This is a genomic window from Klebsiella sp. 10-1 (genome assembly GCF_009758445.1).
GTDB classification, from domain to species: domain Bacteria; phylum Pseudomonadota; class Gammaproteobacteria; order Enterobacterales; family Enterobacteriaceae; genus Klebsiella; species Klebsiella scottii.
The window spans coordinates 43,433-65,813 of sequence record NZ_WQRE01000004.1 but is presented as its reverse complement, the minus strand read 5'-3'; the positions used below and the strand labels follow the sequence as shown (position 1 = coordinate 65,813).

At 53.4% G+C, this 22,381-nt stretch carries 20 protein-coding genes and 2 pseudogenes; 9 read left to right on the top strand and 13 right to left on the bottom strand.

Features of this window, described 5'->3' with window-relative positions:
- The first annotated feature begins 241 nt into the window (after nt 1–241).
- From GO007_RS15710 to GO007_RS29155, 4 genes and pseudogenes are all read left to right on the top strand, one after another.
- A complete protein-coding gene (locus tag GO007_RS15710; RefSeq protein WP_095101481.1) occupies nt 242–1,642 on the top strand; it encodes an aminotransferase-like domain-containing protein in 1,401 nt (466 codons plus the stop codon).
- A 67-nt stretch (nt 1,643–1,709) separates the two neighbouring features.
- Entirely contained in the window at nt 1,710–2,024 is a 315-nt protein-coding gene (locus tag GO007_RS15705; protein WP_095101479.1) for a transposase, read from the top strand.
- A 59-nt stretch (nt 2,025–2,083) separates the two neighbouring features.
- Complete coding sequence (locus GO007_RS29585) at nt 2,084–2,410, top strand: IS3 family transposase (protein WP_157349238.1); 327 nt, start codon at nt 2,084–2,086, stop codon at nt 2,408–2,410.
- Between the two features lie 200 nt (nt 2,411–2,610).
- Nucleotides 2,611–2,712 (top strand): annotated as a pseudogene (locus GO007_RS29155) (hypothetical protein); the annotation flags it as partial.
- A gap of 295 nt (nt 2,713–3,007) precedes the next feature.
- On the opposite strand, the gene GO007_RS15695 reads toward GO007_RS29155, so the two are convergent.
- From GO007_RS15695 to GO007_RS15665, 7 genes are all read right to left on the bottom strand, one after another.
- Nucleotides 3,008–3,763 carry an amino acid ABC transporter ATP-binding protein gene (locus GO007_RS15695; RefSeq protein ID WP_223261797.1) on the bottom strand — a complete coding sequence of 252 codons (756 nt, stop codon included), beginning with the start codon at nt 3,761–3,763 and terminating at the stop codon, nt 3,008–3,010.
- On the bottom strand, nt 3,760–4,824 hold the full coding sequence (locus tag GO007_RS15690; protein WP_095101473.1) for an amino acid ABC transporter permease: 1,065 nt from the start codon (nt 4,822–4,824) through the stop codon (nt 3,760–3,762). The genes GO007_RS15695 and GO007_RS15690 overlap by 4 nt, the downstream gene beginning before the upstream one ends.
- 9 nt (nt 4,825–4,833) lie before the next feature.
- A complete protein-coding gene (locus GO007_RS15685; protein WP_095101471.1) occupies nt 4,834–6,057 on the bottom strand; it encodes an amino acid ABC transporter permease in 1,224 nt (407 codons plus the stop codon).
- Between the two features lie 56 nt (nt 6,058–6,113).
- Nucleotides 6,114–7,163 carry an amino acid ABC transporter substrate-binding protein gene (locus GO007_RS15680; RefSeq protein WP_095101469.1) on the bottom strand — a complete coding sequence of 350 codons (1,050 nt, stop codon included), beginning with the start codon at nt 7,161–7,163 and terminating at the stop codon, nt 6,114–6,116.
- A gap of 127 nt (nt 7,164–7,290) precedes the next feature.
- Nucleotides 7,291–8,052, bottom strand: a complete 762-nt coding sequence (locus GO007_RS15675) for a sulfite exporter TauE/SafE family protein (protein WP_095101467.1) — start codon at nt 8,050–8,052, stop codon at nt 7,291–7,293.
- An 11-nt stretch (nt 8,053–8,063) separates the two neighbouring features.
- Nucleotides 8,064–9,386 carry an MmgE/PrpD family protein gene (locus GO007_RS15670; protein WP_095101465.1) on the bottom strand — a complete coding sequence of 441 codons (1,323 nt, stop codon included), beginning with the start codon at nt 9,384–9,386 and terminating at the stop codon, nt 8,064–8,066.
- Nucleotides 9,386–10,780, bottom strand: a complete 1,395-nt coding sequence (locus GO007_RS15665) for an MmgE/PrpD family protein (RefSeq protein ID WP_095101463.1) — start codon at nt 10,778–10,780, stop codon at nt 9,386–9,388. The genes GO007_RS15670 and GO007_RS15665 overlap by 1 nt, the downstream gene beginning before the upstream one ends.
- A 280-nt stretch (nt 10,781–11,060) precedes the next feature.
- Here GO007_RS15665 and GO007_RS15660 point away from each other — a divergent pair, with 280 nt between their 5' ends.
- A complete protein-coding gene (locus GO007_RS15660; protein WP_223261783.1) occupies nt 11,061–11,687 on the top strand; it encodes a GntR family transcriptional regulator in 627 nt (208 codons plus the stop codon).
- 29 nt (nt 11,688–11,716) lie between these two features.
- Here the strand turns inward: GO007_RS15660 and GO007_RS29580 are convergent, their stop codons facing one another.
- The 5 genes from GO007_RS29580 to GO007_RS15645 all read right to left on the bottom strand — a co-directional run bounded on the left by GO007_RS29580 (nt 11,717) and on the right by GO007_RS15645 (nt 14,095).
- Nucleotides 11,717–12,118: a molybdopterin dinucleotide binding domain-containing protein gene (locus GO007_RS29580; RefSeq protein WP_370525568.1), complete on the bottom strand. Its 402-nt coding sequence runs from the start codon at nt 12,116–12,118 to the stop codon at nt 11,717–11,719.
- A 205-nt stretch (nt 12,119–12,323) separates the two neighbouring features.
- Complete coding sequence (locus GO007_RS29575; RefSeq protein WP_370525575.1) at nt 12,324–12,776, bottom strand: molybdopterin-dependent oxidoreductase; 453 nt, start codon at nt 12,774–12,776, stop codon at nt 12,324–12,326.
- Nucleotides 12,689–13,330 (bottom strand): hypothetical protein, encoded by a 642-nt coding sequence (locus tag GO007_RS29570; RefSeq protein WP_370525578.1) that lies wholly within the window; start codon nt 13,328–13,330, stop codon nt 12,689–12,691. Before GO007_RS29570 ends, GO007_RS29575 begins: the two co-directional genes overlap by 88 nt.
- 22 nt (nt 13,331–13,352) lie before the next feature.
- Nucleotides 13,353–13,871: a maleate cis-trans isomerase family protein gene (locus GO007_RS29565; protein WP_095101459.1), complete on the bottom strand. Its 519-nt coding sequence runs from the start codon at nt 13,869–13,871 to the stop codon at nt 13,353–13,355.
- Nucleotides 13,868–14,095, bottom strand: coding sequence for a hypothetical protein (locus tag GO007_RS15645; RefSeq protein ID WP_157349237.1), 228 nt, complete (start codon nt 14,093–14,095; stop codon nt 13,868–13,870). The genes GO007_RS29565 and GO007_RS15645 overlap by 4 nt, the downstream gene beginning before the upstream one ends.
- Before the next feature lie 322 nt (nt 14,096–14,417).
- Here GO007_RS15645 and GO007_RS15640 point away from each other — a divergent pair.
- The 4 genes and pseudogenes from GO007_RS15640 (at nt 14,418) to GO007_RS15625 (ending at nt 19,636) form a co-directional block, all read left to right on the top strand.
- A pseudogene (locus GO007_RS15640) lies at nt 14,418–16,028 on the top strand (ISL3 family transposase).
- A gap of 297 nt (nt 16,029–16,325) precedes the next feature.
- Entirely contained in the window at nt 16,326–17,336 is a 1,011-nt protein-coding gene (locus tag GO007_RS15635) for a carbon-nitrogen hydrolase family protein (RefSeq protein ID WP_095101457.1), read from the top strand.
- A 25-nt stretch (nt 17,337–17,361) separates the two neighbouring features.
- Complete coding sequence (locus tag GO007_RS15630) at nt 17,362–18,591, top strand: MFS transporter (RefSeq protein ID WP_198389050.1); 1,230 nt, start codon at nt 17,362–17,364, stop codon at nt 18,589–18,591.
- Nucleotides 18,592–18,613: 22 nt separating this feature from the next.
- A complete protein-coding gene (locus GO007_RS15625) occupies nt 18,614–19,636 on the top strand; it encodes an FUSC family protein (RefSeq protein ID WP_095101455.1) in 1,023 nt (340 codons plus the stop codon).
- Nucleotides 19,637–20,134: 498 nt separating this feature from the next.
- Here GO007_RS15625 and GO007_RS15620 read toward each other — a convergent pair whose 3' ends face one another.
- The gene (locus GO007_RS15620) at nt 20,135–22,363 is read right to left on the bottom strand and encodes a beta-glucosidase (RefSeq protein WP_095101453.1); all 2,229 of its coding nucleotides are present in this window, start codon (nt 22,361–22,363) and stop codon (nt 20,135–20,137) included.
- Nucleotides 22,364–22,381: the final 18 nt, after the last annotated feature.

The window sequence follows — 22,381 nt, the reverse complement described above, 5'->3', positions numbered from 1 at the left end:
TATCAATTGCTCAAATTGTGCGCTAAAAAATTTTTATCCCGGCAGTCGCCCCGCCTTCAGCTCTGTACAGAACCCACACTATTCCGCGGGAATGCACCGATTTGATGCCTTTTTGCACCACAAATGCACACAATTAAAATCATTATGCAATCAATGATGCAATCAATATTAAATATGATTGCATGGCACCGAACAACAGGGAATAGTGTCTCTCTTTGCCGCTCTTTTCAGGGGGAGCCCTATGCTGAACAAAATCGCCAACCGCTGGAAAATCCATCAACAGCAGCATACGGCGCGCCCGGCCTACCTGCTGATTGCCGATATCATTGCCGATGGCATCAACAGCGGAGAGTTTCAGCCCCGCGACCGCCTGCCGCCGCTGCGCGATCTGGCGGCTCTCCTGGCGATTAACTACACCACGGCGACCCGCGGTTACGCCGAAGCCAAGCGGCGCGGGCTAATCGACTCTCGCCCGGGGCTGGGGAGCTTTATCCGCGGCAAAGTGCCCTCGGTACCGCTCAACGGCGGCAGCAGCTATGAGATGACCATGAACTCGCCGATTGAGCCGGGAGAGGAGCTGGCGCAGGCGATCGCCGCAGGGGCCATTAACCTGTTTACCCAGAAAAATATTCTGGGCCTGCTGCGCTACCAGGATTTTGGCGGCCTCGCGGATGATAAAGCGATGGCGAAAGTGTGGCTGGAGAAGCAACTGCCGCCGGTCAGCATCGACGAGATTCTGGTCGCGCCGGGGATCCACAGCGCGCTGGTGGGGCTGCTGACGCTGCTGTGTCGCCACGGCGGCAGCGTGTGCGTCAGCGATTTGATCTATCCCGGACTGAAAGCCATCGCCAGCCAGCTAAATATTACGCTGCAATCCCTCCCCTGCGATGAGGACGGCCCGCTGCCGCGCGCGTTTGAACATCAGTGCCAGACCGGCAATATTTGCGCGCTCTACGTCAACCCGACGATCCAGAACCCGACCACCCTGACCCTGCCGTTACGCCGGCGCGAGGCGCTGGCGGACGTCGCGCTGCGCTACAGTATCCCGGTGATCGAGGATGAGGCGTACGCCGCGCTGGCGACTCAGCATATCGCCTCTTTCAGCGAGCTGATTCCCGAACTGACCTGGTATCTTACCGGAATGTCGAAATGCTTCGGCCCCGGGCTGCGCACGGCGTTTGTCAAAGGACCGGGGAAACGCAATACGCAGCTGCTGGCGGGAGCACTGCGGGCGCTGAACGTCATGGCCAGTCCGCTGACAAATGCCCTGGCCGCGCAGTGGATTCAGGAGGGGACGGCGGACCGGGTATTGCAGTCGGTACGCGCCGAATCGGCGATCCGCCAGAAAATAGCCGCCGACATTCTCAAGGAGTTCACCTATCGGGCAACCCCGGAGGGCTTCCACCTGTGGCTGCTGCTCCCGCGGCATTTTAACTGGAACCCTGCGGAAATGGCGGTGCAGCTGCGCGATCTCGGGGTCAGCGCCGTCTCCAGCGCCGCCTTCTGTACCGATAACAACCCGCCGGACGCCATTCGGATTTGCCTCGGCGGCGCCTGGTCGCGGGAAGTCTGTACTGAAAATTTACATACCTTGGCCCACGTGATGCGCAACCCGCTGAACTTTGGCAGCGTGATTTTGTAGGTGTAGTGGTTCAATGGTTTTAGACACGCTCAGAGGTTATAACTGACATCACTGATGAGGTGATCATATGAGCGCACGAATATTTACTCCTGAATTTAAGCGCGAATGCGCAGAACTCGTTGTAGACCATGGCTGTTCATTCAGGGACGCCAGCGAAGCTTCTGCCGTGGGTATTACGGCAATGCGTCGCTGGGTCAGGCAGTTACAAATGGAACGTGGGGAGCTGGCTCCAGCCATTTCGGGCAATACCCGCGTAACGCCTCTCACGCCTGAACAGAAGTATATTCGGGAGCTGGAAGAGCGGGTAAAATGCCTTGAAAGAGATAAAGATATCCTGAAAAAAGCTACGGCTTTGCTAATGTCGGACTCCATAAGGCCCTGATAATTATCACCGCATTAAGCGGGCCATATAGCGTAAAAGAGCTCTGCCAGGTACCGGGAGTGCACCAGAGTCTTTTTTATTATCACCGGGAGCAAAGTAAAAAATCGCATATTACGCGTGAAGCTCTTCGATGCAGGGGGGCAGAGTTGCATCAGATAAGCCGATCTTCAGCAGGAGCCAGAACGCCCTCCAGATTACTGAGAAATGAAGGTAAAGATGTTGGCCGTTATAAAACCAGCCGGCTGATGAAAGAAGCGGGTCTGGTGAGTAAACAACCCGGTAAACAGAGCTACCGCGTACGGGAGCATGCATCCTCTCTGGCAGGTAATAATCTGGACAGATGCTTCAGGGTTGATGCACCGAATATACAACTTACCGGAAGATAAATTTCATCCTGACGTTAATGTGGGCAAAAGCGAGTCTGATTACGGATGCTGTCGTTTCTGACAGACATGGAATAAGCAACTACGAACGGCAGTTTCATTAACTCCGAAGTGGATCCCAAGGTGTTTGCTCATATTTGAGAAGCCCACTTAAGGAGACTTAAGCGTTTTTTTTAATGCCTCTTTTTTGAATATTTATCCGGTTCAGATGCAATAAGCTGGCATGGCATAAGAGCACGCAGAACACCGCCGACCGTCTGCTTGCCGACATGAACAGGCATATTTTGCCGGTCATCGGGCATCTGTCAGGAAATGATTTTACCGCGACATGACTGACGCTTGCTGTGGGTATCGCCATCGGTGGGCAAATTGAAAAAGGACGTCATGGTATTTCTTACCCAGGCTCGGAGCCTGAGCAGAGCATTGTTGCAGGCCTCCTGCGGTATGTTAGTGTCGTCATCAGCTCGCTTATGGCCTATATTATCGTCAAACCGTGGCCTTTGCGGCCCTATAAGTAAAGAGGCCGCAGCGCGTTGAACAATCCGTAGCAAAGCCTTAGGCGCTATTGTGGAATAATCAAAAGCAACGCGCGCGGTTAGGTTAGTGACTCAATATTTGCTCCAAAAATTGTCGGGTGCGCGGATGTTCCGGATGGCTGAAGAAGCGTCCCGGCGGCGCGGACTCAACAATCTGCCCGTCAGCCATCAGGATCACGTTGTCCGCCACCGTGCGCGCAAATCCCATCTCATGGGTAACGACGATCATGGTCATTCCGCCCTCCGCCAAATCCAGCATCACGTCCAGAACCTCTTTAATCATCTCAGGATCGAGCGCCGAGGTGGGCTCATCAAACAGCATAATTTCCGGCTGCATGCACAGCACACGGGCAATTGCCACCCGCTGCTGCTGGCCGCCCGACAGCTGAAGCGGGAATTTATGCGCCTGATTGCCAATATGCACTTTCTCCAGGTAGTGCATCGCCAGCTCCGTGGCCTGCCTGTGGTTCATCTTGCGCACCAGCCGCGGGCCGATGGTGAGGTTGTCCAGCACGCTGAGATGCGGGAACAAATTGAACTGCTGAAACAGCATGCCTATGCTCAAACGAATGCGGTTGATATTGCGCACGTTGTCATTCATTTCGATGCCGTTCACCAGGATCTGCCCCTGTTGATGCTCTTCCAGGCGATTAATGCAACGGATTAACGTGGATTTTCCCGAACCCGACGGGCCGCAGATCACCACCCGCTCCCCTTTCGCCACGTTAAAGGATACGTTGTTCAGCACCTGAAATTTTCCGTACCATTTGCTGACGGCGTTCATTTCGATAATCGGGTTTGGTAATGCGACGGACATCAGGCGACTCCTTCAGAGTGGTGGCTGGCATCAATGCGTTTTTCTACCCAGATGGCGTAGCGGGAAAGCATAAAGCCGAACAAAATATAAATGGCCGAGATAAAGACGTAGGTTTCGATGTAGTAGCGCCGCCACAACGGGTCCTGCATCACCGCACTGGTGGCGGTAAGGACGTCAAACAGGCCGATAATAATCACGAATGAAGTATTTTTCATCGCGGCGATAATATGGTTGGTTACCGCCGGCAGACAGATGCGCAGCGCCTGCGGCAGAATAATTTTCGTCGTCGTGTGCCAGTAGCCGAGGTTCAGCACGGTCGCCGCTTCATACTGCCCACGCGGTACGGATTGCAGGCCGCCGCGGATGACTTCCGCCTGATAGCAGGCGAAAAACAGCGCGATGCCGACGATGATCCGCAGCAGTTTGTTGATCTCCATATTGGTAGGCAAAAACAGCGGAAACACGTTCACCGCGACAAACAGAATGGTGATCAGCGGCACGCCACGCAATCCTTCAATAAAGATCACCGACAGCCCGCGCAAAAACGGCAGCGGCGAACGTCGTCCCAGAGCCAGTGCTAACGAGACGGGCATGCCGATAACCACCGTGCCGGAAAACAGCAGCAGCGTTAGCGGTAGCCCTCCCCAGTCGGCAGACTGAACGGGCGGCAGGCCAAATACGCCGCCGCTCATCAGGCAGGACATTGCCGCCAGCGCAACGGCCCACAGCGGGCACAAAAACCGCGAGTGCCAGCACGCGGGCGACAGCGACAATCCCACGCTGACGAACCAAATGAGCATGCCCAGCGCCGGACGCCACTGCTGTTCATAAGGATACAGCCCGAACAGAATCGGCCGGTATTTTTCGCCGATCACCGCCCAACACGCGCCTGCCGCCGCGCGGCACTGCTCCACGCCGCCGGTAAATACCGCATCCGTCACGCCCCAGCGCAGCAGCTTGCCGCCAACCATGAAAATCAGGGCCAGAAGCGCCAGGGTGAGCGCAGTCTGAGCAACGTTGCTGAACAGATTACGCCGTAGCCAGTAAATAGCCGAATGTTGCATTTCCCCCCCTTAGCGCTCTTTAATGGCGACGTAGCGGTTAAAGATATTCATCAGCAGCGAGGTTGTGCTGCTGATAATCAAATACACCACCATCATAATGGCGATCGCTTCCAGCGCCTGGCCGGTCTGATTCATTAAGGTATTACTGATATTCGCCAGTTCCGGATAGCCCACCACCACGGCAATGGAGCTGTTTTTCGCCAGGCTGACATACTGGCTGGCCAGCGGCGGCACCATCACCCGCATCGCCTGCGGAATAATGACGTGCCGAATCACATGCCAGGGCGATAGCGACAGCGAACGCGCCGCCTCAAACTGCCCTTTCGGCACCGACTGGATCCCGGCGCGGACGATTTCCGCAATAAAAGCGGAGGAATAAAGCGCAATACCCAGCAGCAAGGCGGTGAATTCCGGACTGATGGTAAAGCCGCCGCGAAAGTTAAAGCCCCGCAGTTCCGGGCGGTCAATCGCATGAGGGGCGCCGCCTAACCACCAGGCCAAAAGCGGCAAAGCGATAATAAGCACCACGCGCAGGCGGGCGACAGGTAGCAGGCGTCCTTGCCGCTCGCGTAGCCGTCGCATCAGCGTCGACAGGACGATATTTAACGCCAGCGCCGCCAGCAGCGCCCAAAACGTCCACAGCCAGCCGGGGTGCGCCTGCAAAACGGTAAAGGTCAGACCGCGGTTGGTCAGATAGCCCAAACCGCCCAGTTCGAGCGCCGCGCGCGGCGACGGCAGGTTGCGGATCACCACCGACCAGAAAATCACCTGTAAAATAACCGGCACGTTGCGCAGCAGCTCGACATAGCCTTCCGCCAGCTTCACCAGCAGCCAGTTTTTCGAGACGCGGCCAAGACCGACGATGAAGCCCAACAGGGTTGCCAGCACGATGCCGCAGACGGTGACATACAGGGTGTTGAGTAAACCGACCAGCACCGCGCGCACATAGGTGTCACGCGGGGTATAGTCGATTAGCGTTTCGCCGATGGCGAACTGGGCGCTTTGCTTCAGAAAGCCGAAGCCGGTGGTGATGCGCTGCGTTTGCAGGTTTTCCACCACGTTGTTGTAAAGCCATCCGCAAAACCACACCAGCAGTACGGCCAGCAGGATCTGGTAACACCAGGCGCGCGTGGTTTTGCTGTCGACGAGCGAGGAGGGACGAAACGCGGCGTCCCGCGTCGGCGCAGCGGGATATTGTGTGCAGGTATTTGCGTGTTCTGGTTGTTTCATCATGTCAGGATCGGGCATACAAACCAAAAGAAAGGTCCCTGCTCGCAGGGACGCTCAGATTAGCGAATCGGTAAGCCATACAGGAGGCCGCCGTCGTTCCATAGCTTATTCAGATCGCGATCGAGGGGTTCCGTGCTTTGCGGCCCAAAGTGGCGGTTATAAATATCGCCGTAGTTACCGACCTGCTTCACCACGTTATAAGCCCATTTATTATCCAGCCCCAGCTTCTGACCAAAGTCGCCGCTCACGCCCAACAGGGCCTGGACATCCGGATCGGCGGATTTCAGCTGCTCGTCCACGTTCGCCTGGCTGATCTTCAGCTCCTCCGCGTTGAAAGTGGCATAAACCACCCACTTAACAATATCAAACCACTGGTCGTCACCTTTGCGCACCGCCATGGCCAGCGGCTCCTTCGAATAGATACCCGGCAGGATCGTATGGTCTTCCGGCTTTTCCGCGTCGAAGTTTTTCACTCCCGGCAGCGCAACCTTGTCGCGAGCGATCGCGTCGCAGCGCCCGGCCAAGTAGGCGGCAACGTACTCTTTGTTATTCTCAATCACGACCGGTGTATAGTGCAGATGACGGGAGGTGAAGATCTGCGCCACGTTTTGCTCGGTGCTGCTGCCGGGCGTGATGCAGACGGTCGCGCCGTCAAGGTCCTCAATCTTCTTTACTCCGCTGTTGGAGCGCACCATAAAGCCGGTGCCGGTATAAAAGTTAGGCGGCGCGAAATTCAGACCCAGCGACACGTCGCGGGTCAGGGTCGCGGTGATATTGCGCGACAGCACATCCACTTCTCCGGACTGAATCGCCGGAAATCGCTGTGCCGTAGAGAGCGGCGTAAAGCGGACTTTTCTCGCATCGCCAAAAACGGCCGCCGCCAGCGCGCGGCAAAAATCCACATCCAGCCCTACCCAGTTGCCTTTATTATCGATGGAGGAAAAGCCGTGGCGCGCAGGATGCACGCCGCAAATCAGCTCTCCGCGAGCTTTAATTTTCTTCAGCGTTTCGCCGCTGCTGGCGGACGCGTCTGCGCCATACGCCGGGAGGACGAAGCTCCCGGACGCAATCAGCAGAATTGCCGCCACCGTTTTGATACTTTTGCGCATAATCGCCCCTTTTCCCGGTTAATTTTTTATATTTACTAATATTTTCTATCAACTTGTCTGACTATGTTCAGCGCATCCCCCAGCCCCTGGCAAATAACGAATATGCCGGAACAAATGAGAAAATGGTCTAACTCAGCCATCCCTGCACGCCCTGCCATATCAGCTGTGCGCTCAACAGCAGCATCGTTAGCCTGAACACCATGCGAAACAATTTTTCCGGCAGATTATCGAGCAGCCGCGAGCCCAGCCAGGTACCCAGCGCCCCGCTGATGATCATCGCCGTCAGCACCGGCAGCCATGCGGACCAGGCAAACCCCATCAGGCCGAAGGCCAGAATCTTAAGCCCGTGCTGAAGCACCATGCAGGTCGCATGTGTGGCGATAAGCGGCTGCCGTTTCAGCCCCTGAGAGCTGATAAGCCCGGCGACCATCGGGCCGGTCGCACCAACAATCATCGTCCCCAGACTGCTGATCCCGCCGCCGATGACGAAAAATAGCTTGTTCAGCGGCTTCGCCTCGCCACGCTTGTGAAAAACCGTCCACAGGATGAACGCCGCTAACGCGATACGCGCCAAGCTGTCCGGAATCGCGGCCGCCAGCGGCGCGCCGAGAGCGATACCGACGGCACTGCCCAACAAAAACCACAGCACCAGCGGCCAGACGACGTAAATACGCTGAATGAACGTACGGCTGAGATTCGATCCCAGCTGCACCATCCCGTGGACCGGCATCAGACTGGCTACCGGCATCCCCAGCCCCATCACGGCCAGCAGGGCCGTGCCGCCGCCCAGGCCCATAGCGACCGTCAGCGCCGAGGTAAAAAAGCTGCAAAACACCATAACGCCAGCAAACAGCGGCGAAATATCGGCGGGGATTAACTGTAATGTCATGGCCGCTCCGCTCAGCGATAGTCGTCTTGCAGTAGGCGCGCATGCAGCCCCCGCGCATCGTCAGGAGACAACACCCGGCCAGCGCAATCGAGGAATTTTTGCGCCAGCAGGCCTTCCGGCAGTGGGTTTGTCGGGCTGGAGCCCCGGGCTCCCGCGATATGCTGATGAAACTGTCGTCCGTCGGTGGCGGTCAGCGTCACGTACGCGCTGTGGGTCGTCGGCTGGTCATGGCAGCTCAGCGTCACCTTGCGCAATAATTCCTGGGTTACCGGATCGGCAAAACGCGTGTTTTCAATAAAATCGTCCAGCGTCAGGGTGCCCGCGACAAAGGCACGCGCCACGCAATAATGCAGGCTGAATTTCCCCGCCAGCGGATTCTCCGGCTGTGGAATATTGATATGAGGGAAACGGATCGGATGGACCTGCACCTCAATACGCTCCACCTGCTGCGGACTGAGTCCCGTCTGCTCGCGCAGCGCCAGCGCGCCGTCTACCGGTGACAGGATGGCGTAGCAGCAGGAAAAATATTTAAAGTTGTTGCTCTTTTCGGTATCAAGAATGTACGGCGTACAGTCCCAGGATTCGGTCAGCGCGGATGGGTCGACGTTGTCGCTGCCGTTGAAAACGTTGAAATAGCCGTGATGGTGCTCAAACGCCGTCTGTCCGGCACTGAAGCCTTCGCGCGCCAGCAGGGCCGCCATGACCGCGCTGCGCGCCGCCTGCCCCACCACCAGCGCCTTGGTCTGGCTGCCGAAGTTGGATTTAATGCCGGAAGATAATGACGCGCAAATTGATAGCGCCGTCGCGGTTTGTTCTTCCGTTAACGCCAGCAGTACGGCGCAGGCGGCAACACCGGCAAAAATCCCCACGGTCGTCGTCGGATGCCAGCCGTGCCGGTACTGGAACGGGCTGACCGCTTTGCCCATCCGCACGGCGGTCTCATACCCGCAAAGATAAGCACGCACGATCGCCTCGCCGTTAATCTCATATTGATCCGCCAGCGCCAGCACGGCGGGCAGCACGGCGACAGAAATATGCCCATGCAGCCAGGAGTTGGAATCATCAAAATCCAGCAGATGGGACGATACGCCGTTCAGCAGCGCGGCATCCAGCGCGTTCAGGCGCAAATCGGTACCAAAAACGCGGCTTTTGCCGGCTGCCGCAGAAGGCGCAATCACATGGCGAAGTTTCTCCGCCCCGTCCTGCACGCCACCTGCCAGCGTTACGCCGAGCGTATCAATAATGGCGGTTCGCGCCAGCTCCTGCGCTGCCGGTGAAAACGTCTGGCGCGAGAAGCGCAGCAGGTTTGCTGCCATTTGTCGGGCGATGGTCATTAATAGGTATCCTTACTAAAGTCGGCGTTGTCGCCTGCCAGCAGCGCGGTAATCTGCGCCAGCGAGCCGGGACTGTCAAAATGCGCGGCGGCCTGGTAGAGCGCGCTGCTGCACTCTTCACCCAGAGCAGGAATCGCCAGAGAGTCGAATTTGGCGTGCAGCTCCTCATCGGTTAACGGGTTTTGCGCGTGGCCGCGATACACCTCAGTCGCGGCGTGAAGTTTCTCGCCGTCCTCCAGCCAGACGTCAATAAACGCCGAACTAGCGGACTGCCCCTCAACGGCCTGCACGTTCATTAGCGGCAGCAGCGCGCGGGCGGCGGGATCGGCCACCGTTTGCGGCGTAAAATCCGTATCGGTAAGCGCGTACCCGCTGAGCGCCAGCGCAATGCAGTGCGGAATGCTGAATTTGCTCTCCAGCGGCGTTTGCGGATTGAGGATCCCCGCGTTCACCATTCCCATTGGATGCACCTTTGCCTTGATGCGAACGATCTTCCGTCCTTTAAGCTGGGGGTAAAGCTGGCGGGCGGTCTCGATGGAGGCATGCGTTCCACGGCAGCTGGCATACAGCTTGTAGCCATTGGTCAGCAGTTCCCAGCTTTCGCCGAAATCAAGCGGCGGGAGCTCCGCGCTGCCGTCCTGAATAAAGTTTTTTACCCAGCCGTCGGCTTCATAGAAATGGTGCGCGCCGACAAAACCTTCGGACGCCATCTGCGCGGCAAGAATACCGTCCATTGCCGCCTTACCCGCATGGAAAGGCTTGCCGTGGGTACCGGAGGATTTTTGCAGTCCACCCATCATGGTCGCAGCCGCGCCGAGCGCGTTTTGTATTTGTGCTTCGTTAAGCCCGAGAATTGAAGAGGCTACCGCCGTAGCCCCGACTCGCCCGACGATCGAGGTCGGATGAAAGCCGCGGCGCTGCAGATTGCGTCCGACGCCTGGCACCCAGCCGCCGCCCAGTTTCGCCATCACTTCAAATCCGGCGATAAACGCCTTCAGCACGCGTTCCTCGCTGACCGGATGCGCCTGCGCCATTGCCAGCGCCGTCGACCAGCACGGGCCGCCAGGATGCCCCGCCCCGGCGGGATGAGTATCGTCATAATCCGCCGCGTGCGCCATCGTGGCGTTAATCAGCGCCGCCAGCCCCGGCGTCGTCGTTCCGCCAAGCAGGATGCGCGCCTCGCCCGTCGCGTTCCAGACGCGGGCAACCTGCCGTACCGCCCGTACCGCATCGTCATTCACCGCCCCGAGTGCCACGCCGAGGTAATCGATCAACGCGCGTTTCGCTTCATGCAGAACCGGGGCAGGGATGCGAATTTCATGTGCGTGATGAATAAAATGGCTGAGTTGCGCCCCTCGCGGATATGGGACAGATGCGACGTCTGATATCGTCATGATGGTTTCCCTGATGCTGGTAACTAAAATAAATCATATAAAACAATACAATGATTAATTGAATTCATTTGTATACAATAAATCATGACGTAAACATATCAGCGACGTAGCGAAGGTCAAAAGATGTTATTTAGCTATGCTAATAACAAAATGAGCGATAAAACATTATTTACTGTGGCAATATGACGCTATCATCAATTGCACTCGACCCCAGCAGCCTTACCTGCAAACTGGAAAATATTTATTAAAAATTATGAACTTAAAACCTGGCGAGCGTGATGTGACATCGTCACCTTTTGAGATACTGATTACCGCGATTGAACGCGGCGAACTTCTCCCCGGCGAACGGTTACAGGAAACGCGGTTGGCAGCGCAGTTTGGTCTTAGCAGAACGCCGATACGTGAGGCGTTACACCGACTGGAAACGCTCGGCCTGGCGGAACCGGGCCCCAAGCGTGGGCTGATTGTTGCCAATATCAGCTACGATCGCCTGCGTCAGCTTTTTGCCGTCCGTGAAGGGCTTGAAAAAATCGCCATGCAGCTGGCGGTGACCGCCGCATCCGATGAAGAAATCGCACTCCTGCAAAGGATGGTCGATGCGGAGAAAACGATGACCGACAGTAAAACGCTGCACGATCATAATCGCCTGTTTCATCGTCAGATTTATCGCTCCACCCATAATCCTTATCTTAATGAAATGCTTGATAACCTGCGTATCCACCTCTCTCTGCTGCGCGGCACGACCTACGCGCTGTCTGATCGGGCGGAAGAAGCGAAATGCGAGCATCAGGCAATGGTCGACGCCCTCGCCCGCCGCGATGCCGAGGCGGCGCAGGAGGCAGCCTGTATGCATATCCGCAACGGCTATCGCGCACGTCTTGCCATCATCAGCCAGTTGGATAATTAAAACGCGCCCGCAATATCGCGGGCAGAGCATTATACCTCCGGCGGGGGCTTGATGGCTGCCGTCAGCAGCGGAGGGATAAACGCTTTTACCGGCGGCAGAACGCCCTCATATTTTACCATCTCTACCGTGGCGATCTGCCCGGTACCCCCCTGTGCCAACGATGAAGTGCCTTCGTCAAGGGTGACGATATTAGGGTTACCATGGACGCAAAAAGGCGCGTCAGCCAGCGGTTTCAGCGGATCGAACCATGTGCTGGTCGGCTCCTGAATCACACCGGGCATGATGTCCTCCGTTACCTTCGCGCAGGCCAGCAGCGCTCCGCGCGGATTAAAAATCTCCACGATATCGCCCGAGTAAATCGCTCTCTTCGCGGCGTCCAGCGGGTGTATCTGACATATTTCCCGTTTTTTTGCTTGTGCTGCGCGCTCCATTGCTGGCTATGCAGTCGCGTGGCAGGCTGGTTCGCGATAAGCCAGAGGGAGTGATGCCGATCGGGTTGCTGCCCCGGCAGCAGCCACGCCGGATGACCCGGACAATCCGCATAGCCAAAACGGGCTCTAGTGCGTGAAAAAAGTTCGATTTTCCCGCTGGGCGTGGGCAGCGGCGCGCTGGTCGGGTCGGCACGAAAGCCCCGCATCAGCCGATCGCCGTCCTGAATCTGTGGCAATAGCAGCGTTCCTGCCTGCCAGAAGGCGTCGAATCAGGCACGTTAATGCCATACTCTGCTAGTTTCTCCTGCATTTGTGCGTAAAGGTGGCGCAACCATTGCTGACTGCTGCGACCTTCCGTAAAGGCATGTTCCGCGCCAAAACGTCGTGCCAGCGCCGTAAAAATCGTATAGTCATCCCGCGCCTCGCCCTGCGGCGCTCTTACTTTCTGCATTGCCACCAACAGAGGATCGGTCGGTGTGCCGCCGATGTCGTCACGCTCAAGGGTCATGGTGGCAGGCAGAACGATATCGGCATGACGCACCGTGGCGGTCCAGAAGGGCTCATGAACGATTAGCGTATCCAGCTTGCTGAAGGCGCGACGCAACCTGCCGAGATCCTGATGGTGATGGAACGGGTTGCCGCCGGCCCACCATACCAGTTTGATATGCGGATAGAGCAGCCGCTGACCGTTAAAGTCATAGCCTTCACCTGGATGAAGCAGCATGTCCGCAATCCTGGCCACCGGAATAAAAGTCTTAACCTGATTAACGCCCTGAGGAAGCGCCGGGAAGGCGACCACGTTATGATGTTTACCGTAGCCCCCAGCGCATAGGCGTAGCCGCCGCCGGGTAATCCTTGCTGGCCTAATACCGCAGCCAGCGCCAGCCATACTGGCTGCTCGCCATGCTCCGCGCGCTGTAAGGAGTGCGAGACCGTCACCAGCACCCGCTTCCCGGCAAGTTCACGGGCCAGCGAGGCAATCTCGTCTTCCGGGATCCGGCAAATCTCCGCCGTCCAGCGCGGCGTTTTTGCCTGACCGTCGGCGTTTCCCAGTACGTAGGCTTCGAATTGCGGCCAGCCTTCGCAGTAGTGTTCGAGAAACGCCGGATCGGCATCTCCATTGACGACAATCTCGTGAATCAACGCCAGCATCAACGCCGCATCGCTGCCGTGGGCGACTACCCACCATTCGGCTCGGGCCTCTGACGGCATATCCGTGCGTAGCGGGCTGAAATTAATAAACCGTGCTCCCCTTGCGGCAGCCTGACGCATACGCCGACGAACAGTTGAACGACTTATAGCCCGTGGTCTCTATGCCGTACCGGCGCAAAAACGCCACCTCGGCGAAATTAATTTCGTCCGGGTAAGGAGTGATCATAAAAATTCGCTTCGCCCCCAGCGCGCGCAATGCTCTGATGACGGCATGGGCGGTGGTCACGGCGGGCACGCCGAGGGTCGCGGTAATTTGCCGCTCAATCGCTTCCGGCGCATCGGGCCGGCCAACAAAACTGCCGCTGGTACAGCCAAACAGCGCCACCTTCAGCGGCAGACGATCCATCTGGTCGAGCGCCGGAGCGATATTTTGCTGCATCGTTTCCAGCGCTGAGGCAGAAAACGTTGTACTGCCCGGACGCCGCACACGCGCGACGTTCAACGCAATCGTCTCCGGCAACCAGCGCGGCAGTTCATACTCCAGCGCCATATTGCCTGCCGGTACCAGTAGCCCGGCGCGGATCAGATCCCGGTGTTTCATGTTTGCGCGCCTGCGCCGCCAGCCACGCCGATCTCCATGGCAATGGTTTGCTCATCGCTGCGTCCCGGATAGCTCAGAGGTTTGCGCAGCCCCCAGACGTTGATGGGATGATAAAGCGGAAGCAGAGCCACATCCGCGATGGCAAGTTCAATGGCCGAGGCAAAAAGCGCTTCGCGTTTGGCATCATCAAGGGTCACCAGCCCCTGTTCGATAATCTCATCCACCTTTTTGTTGCTGTAGAAAGAGCGGATAATTCCGTAACAGGCACCTTACTTGCGAACAGCTTTGGTTTTCTTGTGGTCCAACTGGATATCACGATAGTCAATGTTGCACTTCCGGAAATAGGAAGCAGCCTCAGAACGGGGATTACAGGCCTACAATGGGTAGTTGACGCCTATACTTTAACGTTTGCAGCGCTACTTCTTACAGCAGGGGCAGCCGGAGATCGTTTTGGATGCTGGTATATTTTTTAGGGTCTTCCGCAACTTGGGTGGAAGAAAAACAATTAAACTTATTAGATAACAAAGACCTAAGCTGTTTTAAGTTATGGATAACTCTATGCCTTCACTTAAGACGCTTTTGCAACTGCCTGGCGGGTGGCAATCAATCCGACAAACTTCTGGCCCTGATGGAGTGATCATCCATTTGCAGGCAACGCGCAAAACCTCGCGCTGCCCTGAATGCATGAAGCGCAGCAGTTATGTACACAGCTGTCGACGACGCAGAATATAGCATCTGCCATGCTCCGGGCAGACGCTCTGGCTGATATTTGCCGTTCGCCACTGGTACTGTCGTAACCCATCCTGTTCACGTAAAATCTTTGCCGAATCCCTGGCTCCTTTTGCTGCTTCAAGGCAGCAGGTTTCGCAGTCACTGCAAAAATTACAGTATCAACTGGGGTTGATTGCCGGTGGAGAAGCGGGACGGCGGGCTGCAACAGCGGCAGGTCTGCGAACCAGCGCGGATACCCTTCTTCGCAGAGTAATAGACACTCCTGAGACAAAGCAACCTGCTACACCAAATGTAGGAATCGACGAATGGGCATGGCAACGAGGCCATCGTTACGGTACTTTAATAGTCAATCTCGAGACTCATCGTCCTCTGGTCCTGCTCCCCGGTCGCGATCAGCGCTCTGGCAGCCTGGTTCAGAAAATATCCTGAAATACAGGTTGTTTCTCACGATCGTGGCGATATCTATGCTACTGCAGCAAGTGAAGGTGCGCCTCAGGCAAGGCAGGTGGCAGATCGCTGGCACCTCCTGAAAAACATAGGCGATGCACTTGAACGGATGATGTACAGACATATGCCTCTGATACGTCTTGTCGCCAGTGAGATATCGCCAAAGAAATCATCTGAACCAGAGATACCAACGGCAAATATCCGCCGCCCGGAGCGTCTCAAACAGCAGACTCGTAATAAACGTCATCAACGCTGGGTGGAGGTAATTACCCTTCATAAGAACGGATGTGGGATCCGTGAAATATCCTGCACCACCGGATTATCACGTGTAACGGTCAGGCGTTGGATCCAGTCCGGTACATTCCCTGAAATGCCGACGCGCCCGACAAGACCCGGCCTTCTGAATCTATGGCGTGAGTGGCTGGAAGAACGGCGCGAACGCGGTGATCATAATGCCAGCCAGATATGGTAAGAAATGGTGGCAAATGGCTTCGAGGGTAGCGAAACAACCGTCAGGGATGAGGTTGCCAGATGGCGAACATGTGGGGCTGGCCTGGCTACTAAACCCGCCCGTCTTCCGTCAGCTTCTCGCGTAAGCCGTTGGTTGATGCCATGGCGAATAATAAGGGGGGAAGAAAATTATGCTTCTCACTTCATCGGGCTGATGTGCGAAAAGAACCGCAGCTGAAAATAGCACAAGAACTTGTGCTGGACTTCTACCGGATCCAGAAAACCAAAAATAAGTAACAACTAAATAAGTGGTTCACTGATGTCAGCGAAAGCGGTCCTGTTGAGCTTCGGCGTGTTGCTGCCGGGATGGAAGCTGATGCAGCAGCAATATGTGAAGCCATCACCAGCAAATGGAGTAACGGTGTAGTCGAAGGACACGTCAATCGCCTGAAAATGCTGAAGCGGCAGATGTACGGACGCGCCGGGTTGGCGTTACTGAGGCGACGGGTAATGAGTCCTCTGGCATGAAAGGTTCCACCCAGTTGCGGAAGACCCGCAAAAATTGATCCGCCCTACCTTCAGACCGATCCCCCTCGCGGTCAGGTCGATTCCATTCTCATTATTTGTCTGCGAACGCGAGATCAGTCCAGCACTGCTGGGATTTTTAACGCTTAAGATTTTGATGAAGCTACCGCCAGTATTCACAAGATAGAATAACCTTTGTACGGAGTAAGTGAGGTCAAAACAAGCAGGAAACAGGGTTCACTCCATTGACTGAATTTACCTAATGATAGTGATAATCCCCTCCTGTTTAAGGAATTCAGTATGACCATCTATTCTCATGCCTATCGTGTTGCCGCTGTGCAGGCTGCACCTGTCTATATGAACCTCGATGCCAGCATTGACAAAGCGATAACCATCATTACCGAAGCTGCCAAAAACGGTGCCAGTCTGGTTGCGTTCCCTGAAAATTTTCTGCCTGGTTACCCATGGTTTGTCTGGCTTGGCACCCCTGCATGGACAATGCAGTTTATGAATGCCTACCATAAACAAGCGCTTGTTGTCGGAAGTGAGCAATATCAGAGGCTTGAGAAAGCTGCTGCTGATAACCGGATTCACCTTGTAATGGGATTTACTGAGAGAGATAACGGAAGCCTGTATATGTCACAGGCAATCATTGACGATAAAGGCAAAACCATCGCTACTCGTCGCAAACTGAAACCTACGCATGCTGAGCGTCTTGTATTTGGAGAGGGCGATGGTGGTGATATTGCCGTGCACGAAACTGCATTGGGTAAACTAGGTGCACTATGTTGCTGGGAACATATTCAGCCTCTGACAAAATTTGCCATGTACAGCCAGCATGAGCAGATTCATGTCGCTGCGTGGCCAAGTTTCTCACTTTATACTGAAGTGACGCCCGCAATCGGTGGTGAGGTTAATACCGCTGTTTCACGCACCTATGCCGTTGAAGGCCAGTGCTATGTCATTGCGCCCTGTGCAATCACCCCTCAGGACACTGTCGACCTTTTATGCTCAACCGATGAACAACGCGCACTGCTCAAAACCGGTGGTGGCTTCGCACGCATTTATGGCCCTGATGGTGCTTCCCTTGTCGCCCCCCTTGGTGAAGACGAAGAAGGTATTCTTTACGCTGATATAAATCTTGATGCTGTAACAATGGCCAAGGTTTCAGGGGATGCTGTTGGTCACTATTCTCGAAATGATGTCACCCGGTTAATTTTCAATAACCAATCTTTGCGTCCTGTTCACAGGAATGATGCTCCACTATTTGATGATGGAGTTAACACTTCTTCAGAAGATGAAGAAGCCTGATTAAAACTATATTAAATAGGGTAAGATGATGAGCAAATTTTCGCCTGATGATGTTCGCTATGAGAAACGGATGGTTATAATGCTTGCCCTGCTTTTCGGCGTTGTGGGGCTTGATCGACTGGTCGTTGTTTATTTGTTTCCGATATTGATACCCGCGCTAGGTCTCAACAACTTACAGGCTGGTGCTATTGCGTCCGTGCTTGCCCTTACCTGGGCTGTTTCATCATGGGGATTGGGTAATCTATCGGATATTATTGGCAGAAAGAAAGTATTGATCTTCTCATCGGCATTTTTTTCTCTTATGACTTGTTTTACTGGTGTTGTAAAAGGCTTTAGTGAGATGTTAATAGTCAGAGGGCTGCTTGGAATTGGAGAAGGTGGGGTATTCAGCAGTAGTGTAGCCGCAATCTCCGATTTCTCTCGGCCAGAGAAGAAAGGCTTGAATCTGGGACTACATCAATCATTTTTTCCTTTACTTGGGATCGGATTGGGTCCTGTCATCGCCACTCAGATGAGTGGATATATGTCCTGGCACTGGATTTTCTTCATCTTAGGGATACCTGGTTTCGCTATCACCCTATGGCTGATAAGGACCATGAAGTCGCCATGTATTACACATAACTCTTCACACAGCATGCCTAAAAATAATCTCTGGCAGGTACTGTGTTATCGTAATATCTGGCTGACAACCCTCATTGGCTCATTATTCCAGACCGGACTCTTTGTCTTTTCGACTTTTGTCACTTTGTATCTCACCCAAGTAAAATCCCTGCCACTGTCTACTGCTGGTTTGATTGTATCCGGTTGGGGATTTGGCGGTTTTATTGGAATGATTGTAGGCCCTGCAATTTCTGACTATGTTGGAAGGCGTGCGGTTCTCGTTACCTGTGCCGCGGCTTATGGAGTGCTCATGCTTGGGTTCGTGTTTTACACACATACTCCTGTCGCTATGTTTTCTATTCTGTTCATTGCTGGCATTTTTGGTTTTAGTCTCGCACCACTTTTTCTCGCAATTATTCCAGGGGAGTCAGTTCCAGGGAATATGATTGGAGTCGCAGTGGGCATACCGACAGCCATAAGTGAACTTGTTGGTGGTGTGCTAATGCCTGTTATTGCCGGTGGAATAGCTGACCATATTGGTCTGAAGGCCCCAATGCTGATCGTTGGTAGTGTTTCATTAGCCTGCGCTTTTATTGGCATATTCTTGATTGAAACAGCCCCTCGTCTGGTCAGGCAAATACAGTTTAATGAATGAATTAAAAAATTAATAAAAATTTATGAACATACATATTTCACACGGTCTACGGCTGAGTATTGCTGCCTGGTTATCCTTTTCAATCGCAATGTTGGCTGGTGTTGAGAACGCCTATTGGGCAGCAATGCCTGTATGGGTAATATCTCAACAGACTCGAGGTATGATGTTCCAGCGGGGTATCTATCGTATAATAGGCACCCTTACTGGCGCATTACTTGGGCTTGCTATCCTCAAAATCACAAACCAGGCATGGATTATTATCGCTTTAATTTCTTTGACTATATTTATTACCATCTTTGCGATGCGAATTAGCCTAGGTACAAAAGGTTATGCACCACAAATGATGGCAGTAACTATAATTATAATCTTAGTTCCAGCATTAATGCTGAAGCATCATGCCTGGGAACTCGCGTTATCTCGCATTCAGTGTACATTCATCGGTGTCATCGTAGTTACAATTATCACAACACGTTTTACACAAACGACTCCAGATGAAGTTTGGCATAGTGGATTATTGAAATGGCGCTCCAATTTTTCACTTCATGATCCTGCTCAAAAACGTCATGATAAAATAAAAGCTTTACGCTTTGCATTATTAGCAAGCGCTGGTGTTTTGCTGTGCGCATGTTTTTTTTATCTGAGTGGTTGGGCTGCCGGAGAACTTGTCACGTTGGGAACATGCATATTTACAATGGCGTTAGCAAGCCTAAAAAAACCTTATGATATGGCCTTAAAAATGCTCATCGGAGTGGTTGTTGGCGTTTGTATAGCATTTCTTTACCGTTTTGCTGTTCAACCTTATTTTCTTAGCCCTCTACTCATCTCATTGACTATTATACCATTTCTTCTGCTCGGTGGATTGTTGAGATGTTGGGTTAGGACAGCAGCTCCGGCCCTGGACGGAAACATGTGTTTTCTGCTAGCAAGCCAGGCTGGAATGTCTGCTGTACCGGTTAAAACGGCTATGAATGAATGTCTGGCTTTAATATTGGCCGTAGCACTGGTATCCAGCGTATATCGTCTGATACTTCGACCCGATGGCTAATATAACCATGTTCTAACAAATGCTGTTCGACGTGTGACCTGCACCCCGTTCATAAATGCATCGTAATGCTGGCAGTGCCTTCCTTCGTTATTAAAACCATTGCAAACTTCCGCGCTACGCTCAGAGCAAACATGTCTTCCCTGACTGCCTACTTCGTGCCGAAGCGGAATTTACTAAGTCCGCTCTGTACTCATTTATGGGGGAGCAGGTCAATACGGATGGAAATCGAATAGACGATAGACAGATTCTGAGGAATTAATTAAGGGAGATTTGATGCACAAGTCGGTCGCCAATAAATGGCGACCGACTTGTCAGGTAAAGAACTTTATACAACGACATGGTATAGCGGGATCTTTATCTGATTAACACGCAGTAATGTTATTAATACCTGTGATGACTCAATTGCGAACTTCCGCTGTTCACTCCCGGCAGACTGTCAGATTTTGTTGTGTTTTGAACACGATAATTGTCAAATCAGGTCTGACCTAATACATTTCATTAATGGCTGATCGCGGTGTCTGTATACGTAGCAGGTTTCAATACCACCTTAGCTTTTTCAGCATGGTTCTCTGAGGACGCTCCAGCAACGACGATATAATCCCCTGCAGCCACTTCCCATTGCTTATTCTTGGTTGAATAATCAGCTAACAGGCGTGGATCAACTGTGACGGCCACGCGTTTCTCTTCACCGGGGGCAAGTTCCACCTTGTCCCAACCCAGCAATCTCGTAGCAGGGCGTTTATTCACACTGTGCAGATAAAATTGCGGAACCACTTTCCCCTTTGTATCACCCACATTTTTGACAATCATGCTCAGCTGCAGCGGATTTGTAGAGTCAACATGCAATCCTTTGAAAGTGAATCTTGAGTATGAAAGGCCAAATCCGAACGGGAACAAGACTTTCTCATTTCGCTGCGCAAACCACCGGTAACCTACATCAGCACCTTCAATGTTGTAATCCACATTCACTTTAGCGTGATCAGAGAGACCAAACCCGACAATTTCGGGTCTTGGTAATTGCGCAAGGTTTTTGGGGAAAGTCACAGGTAGATGACCTGATGGATTAACAACGCCCGTAAGAATATTAGCAATAGCCGGACCACCTGCGGAGCCCGGATACCAGGCCTCAAGAACCGCTTTAGTTTTATTCAGCCAGGGCATACTAATGGCACCACCCGTTTCCAGTACAACAGCAGTATTCGGATTTGATTTCGTTACAGCTTCAATCATCGCATCCTGACCATCCGGTAATGACAAATCGAAGGCGTCATAACTTTCCATCATCCATTGCGTTGCGAATACAATAACGATATCGGCTTTTTTCGCTAATGCTGCCGCCTCAGCCGTATTACGGCCATCATTAAATGTAATGTTGCTTTTCGGTAAGTTAGCCTTCAACGCCACAAGTGGGGATGACTTAAACCAAGTCTGATCCCGGAGTGAATTCAGCATTCCTTCTCCACCAGTATGAACCATCATTGGAGGCTCTCCAGGTGGGGTGACCTGTGATGACCCTGCCCCTGTCAGTACACCGATATCTGCATTGCCCCCAATCACGAGGATGTTTTGTTCCCTATCTTTTAAAGGAAGGAATCGGGACTCATTTCGCAACAATACCATTCCTTCTTCTGCCGCATGCTGGGCTTTTTCAGCATGATTTTTGTAATCAATCGGTGTGATGGTTGGAGGATGTTCAAATAAACCGCTATCAAAGAGGGAACGTAAGATCCTGCGGTTCATGTCATCCAGGCGAGTTGCATATTCAGGCTTATTTTTGGCTGCCTCTGCCAGGGGTTTGTCAAACCAAACATTTCCATAAAGCAGCTTATCCAACTGAGACCCCATTTCGATATCCAGTCCTTTGAGTGCGGCTCCTGCACTATGAACTGCACCCCAGTCTGACATTACAAATCCACGATACTTCCAGTCATCCTTCAGTATTTTCTGCAATAGCTCCTCGTTTTCGCACGCATAGGTGCCATTTACTCGGTTATAGCCGCACATTACTGCGCCCGGTTGCCCTATCTCCATCGCGATTTTGAAGGCTAACAGATCGCTTTCGCGCATCGCATCTTCCGCAATATCTGCACTCATCCCCTGGCGAGCAGTTTCCTGATCGTTCATCGCAAAATGCTTTATCGTAGAAAGAACATGCTGACTTTGTATGCCCCGAATACTGTTTCCCACCAGAATGCCTGCAAGTAACGGGTCTTCGCCGTAATACTCGAAATTTCGCCCATTGCGGGGATCTCGTGCCAGGTTTATTCCTCCAGCAAGTAAGATATTGAATCCTTTACTCCACGCTTCATTGCCGATGATCTGCCCGTTTTGATAACTTAATACAGGATCCCAGCTTGCCGCGCTCGATAACCCTGACGGCAAAGCAGTAGCACCATCTTTTGGTCTGACATCCGCAGGATTGGTAACACCCAAGCTGGCATCGCTGACCTGCAAAGCTGGAATCCCCAGTTTGTTATCAGCTGGCACATAACCAGCAGAACCGATAGCTCCTGCTGGTACGGCAAATCCTAAAATAGGAAGCGCCATTTCACTGTGTACCCGGCGAATTTTTTCGTCCAGCGACATTGCTTTCACAAGCATTTCAGCACGTTGATCAGCATCAAGCGATTTGTTCATCCATGGCTTATTTTTCCCTGTCTCCTCAGCATTAGCATACTGGCAGCAGGCAATAATAATCGCCAAAGTTAAAGGGGTAAATTTAATCATCCAACTGTCTCCTGCTAA

What these genes read in the sequence shown, in the direction of transcription:
- GO007_RS29570 (WP_370525578.1), bottom strand. Translation starts at nt 13,330, where the DNA reads ATGCCGTCAGAGGCCCGAGCCGAATGGTGGGTAGTCGCCCACGGCAGC.
- GO007_RS15620 (WP_095101453.1), bottom strand. Translation starts at nt 22,363, where the DNA reads ATGATTAAATTTACCCCTTTAACTTTGGCGATTATTATTGCCTGCTGC.
- GO007_RS15625 (WP_095101455.1), top strand. Translation starts at nt 18,614, where the DNA reads ATGAACATACATATTTCACACGGTCTACGGCTGAGTATTGCTGCCTGG.
- GO007_RS15635 (WP_095101457.1), top strand. Translation starts at nt 16,326, where the DNA reads ATGACCATCTATTCTCATGCCTATCGTGTTGCCGCTGTGCAGGCTGCA.
- GO007_RS15705 (WP_095101479.1), top strand. Translation starts at nt 1,710, where the DNA reads ATGAGCGCACGAATATTTACTCCTGAATTTAAGCGCGAATGCGCAGAA.
- GO007_RS29565 (WP_095101459.1), bottom strand. Translation starts at nt 13,871, where the DNA reads ATGAAACACCGGGATCTGATCCGCGCCGGGCTACTGGTACCGGCAGGC.
- GO007_RS15630 (WP_198389050.1), top strand. Translation starts at nt 17,362, where the DNA reads ATGATGAGCAAATTTTCGCCTGATGATGTTCGCTATGAGAAACGGATG.
- GO007_RS15675 (WP_095101467.1), bottom strand. Translation starts at nt 8,052, where the DNA reads ATGACATTACAGTTAATCCCCGCCGATATTTCGCCGCTGTTTGCTGGC.
- GO007_RS15665 (WP_095101463.1), bottom strand. Translation starts at nt 10,780, where the DNA reads ATGACGATATCAGACGTCGCATCTGTCCCATATCCGCGAGGGGCGCAA.
- GO007_RS15670 (WP_095101465.1), bottom strand. Translation starts at nt 9,386, where the DNA reads ATGACCATCGCCCGACAAATGGCAGCAAACCTGCTGCGCTTCTCGCGC.
- GO007_RS15685 (WP_095101471.1), bottom strand. Translation starts at nt 6,057, where the DNA reads ATGATGAAACAACCAGAACACGCAAATACCTGCACACAATATCCCGCT.
- GO007_RS15690 (WP_095101473.1), bottom strand. Translation starts at nt 4,824, where the DNA reads ATGCAACATTCGGCTATTTACTGGCTACGGCGTAATCTGTTCAGCAAC.
- GO007_RS29580 (WP_370525568.1), bottom strand. Translation starts at nt 12,118, where the DNA reads ATGGAGCGCGCAGCACAAGCAAAAAAACGGGAAATATGTCAGATACAC.
- GO007_RS15710 (WP_095101481.1), top strand. Translation starts at nt 242, where the DNA reads ATGCTGAACAAAATCGCCAACCGCTGGAAAATCCATCAACAGCAGCAT.
- GO007_RS15680 (WP_095101469.1), bottom strand. Translation starts at nt 7,163, where the DNA reads ATGCGCAAAAGTATCAAAACGGTGGCGGCAATTCTGCTGATTGCGTCC.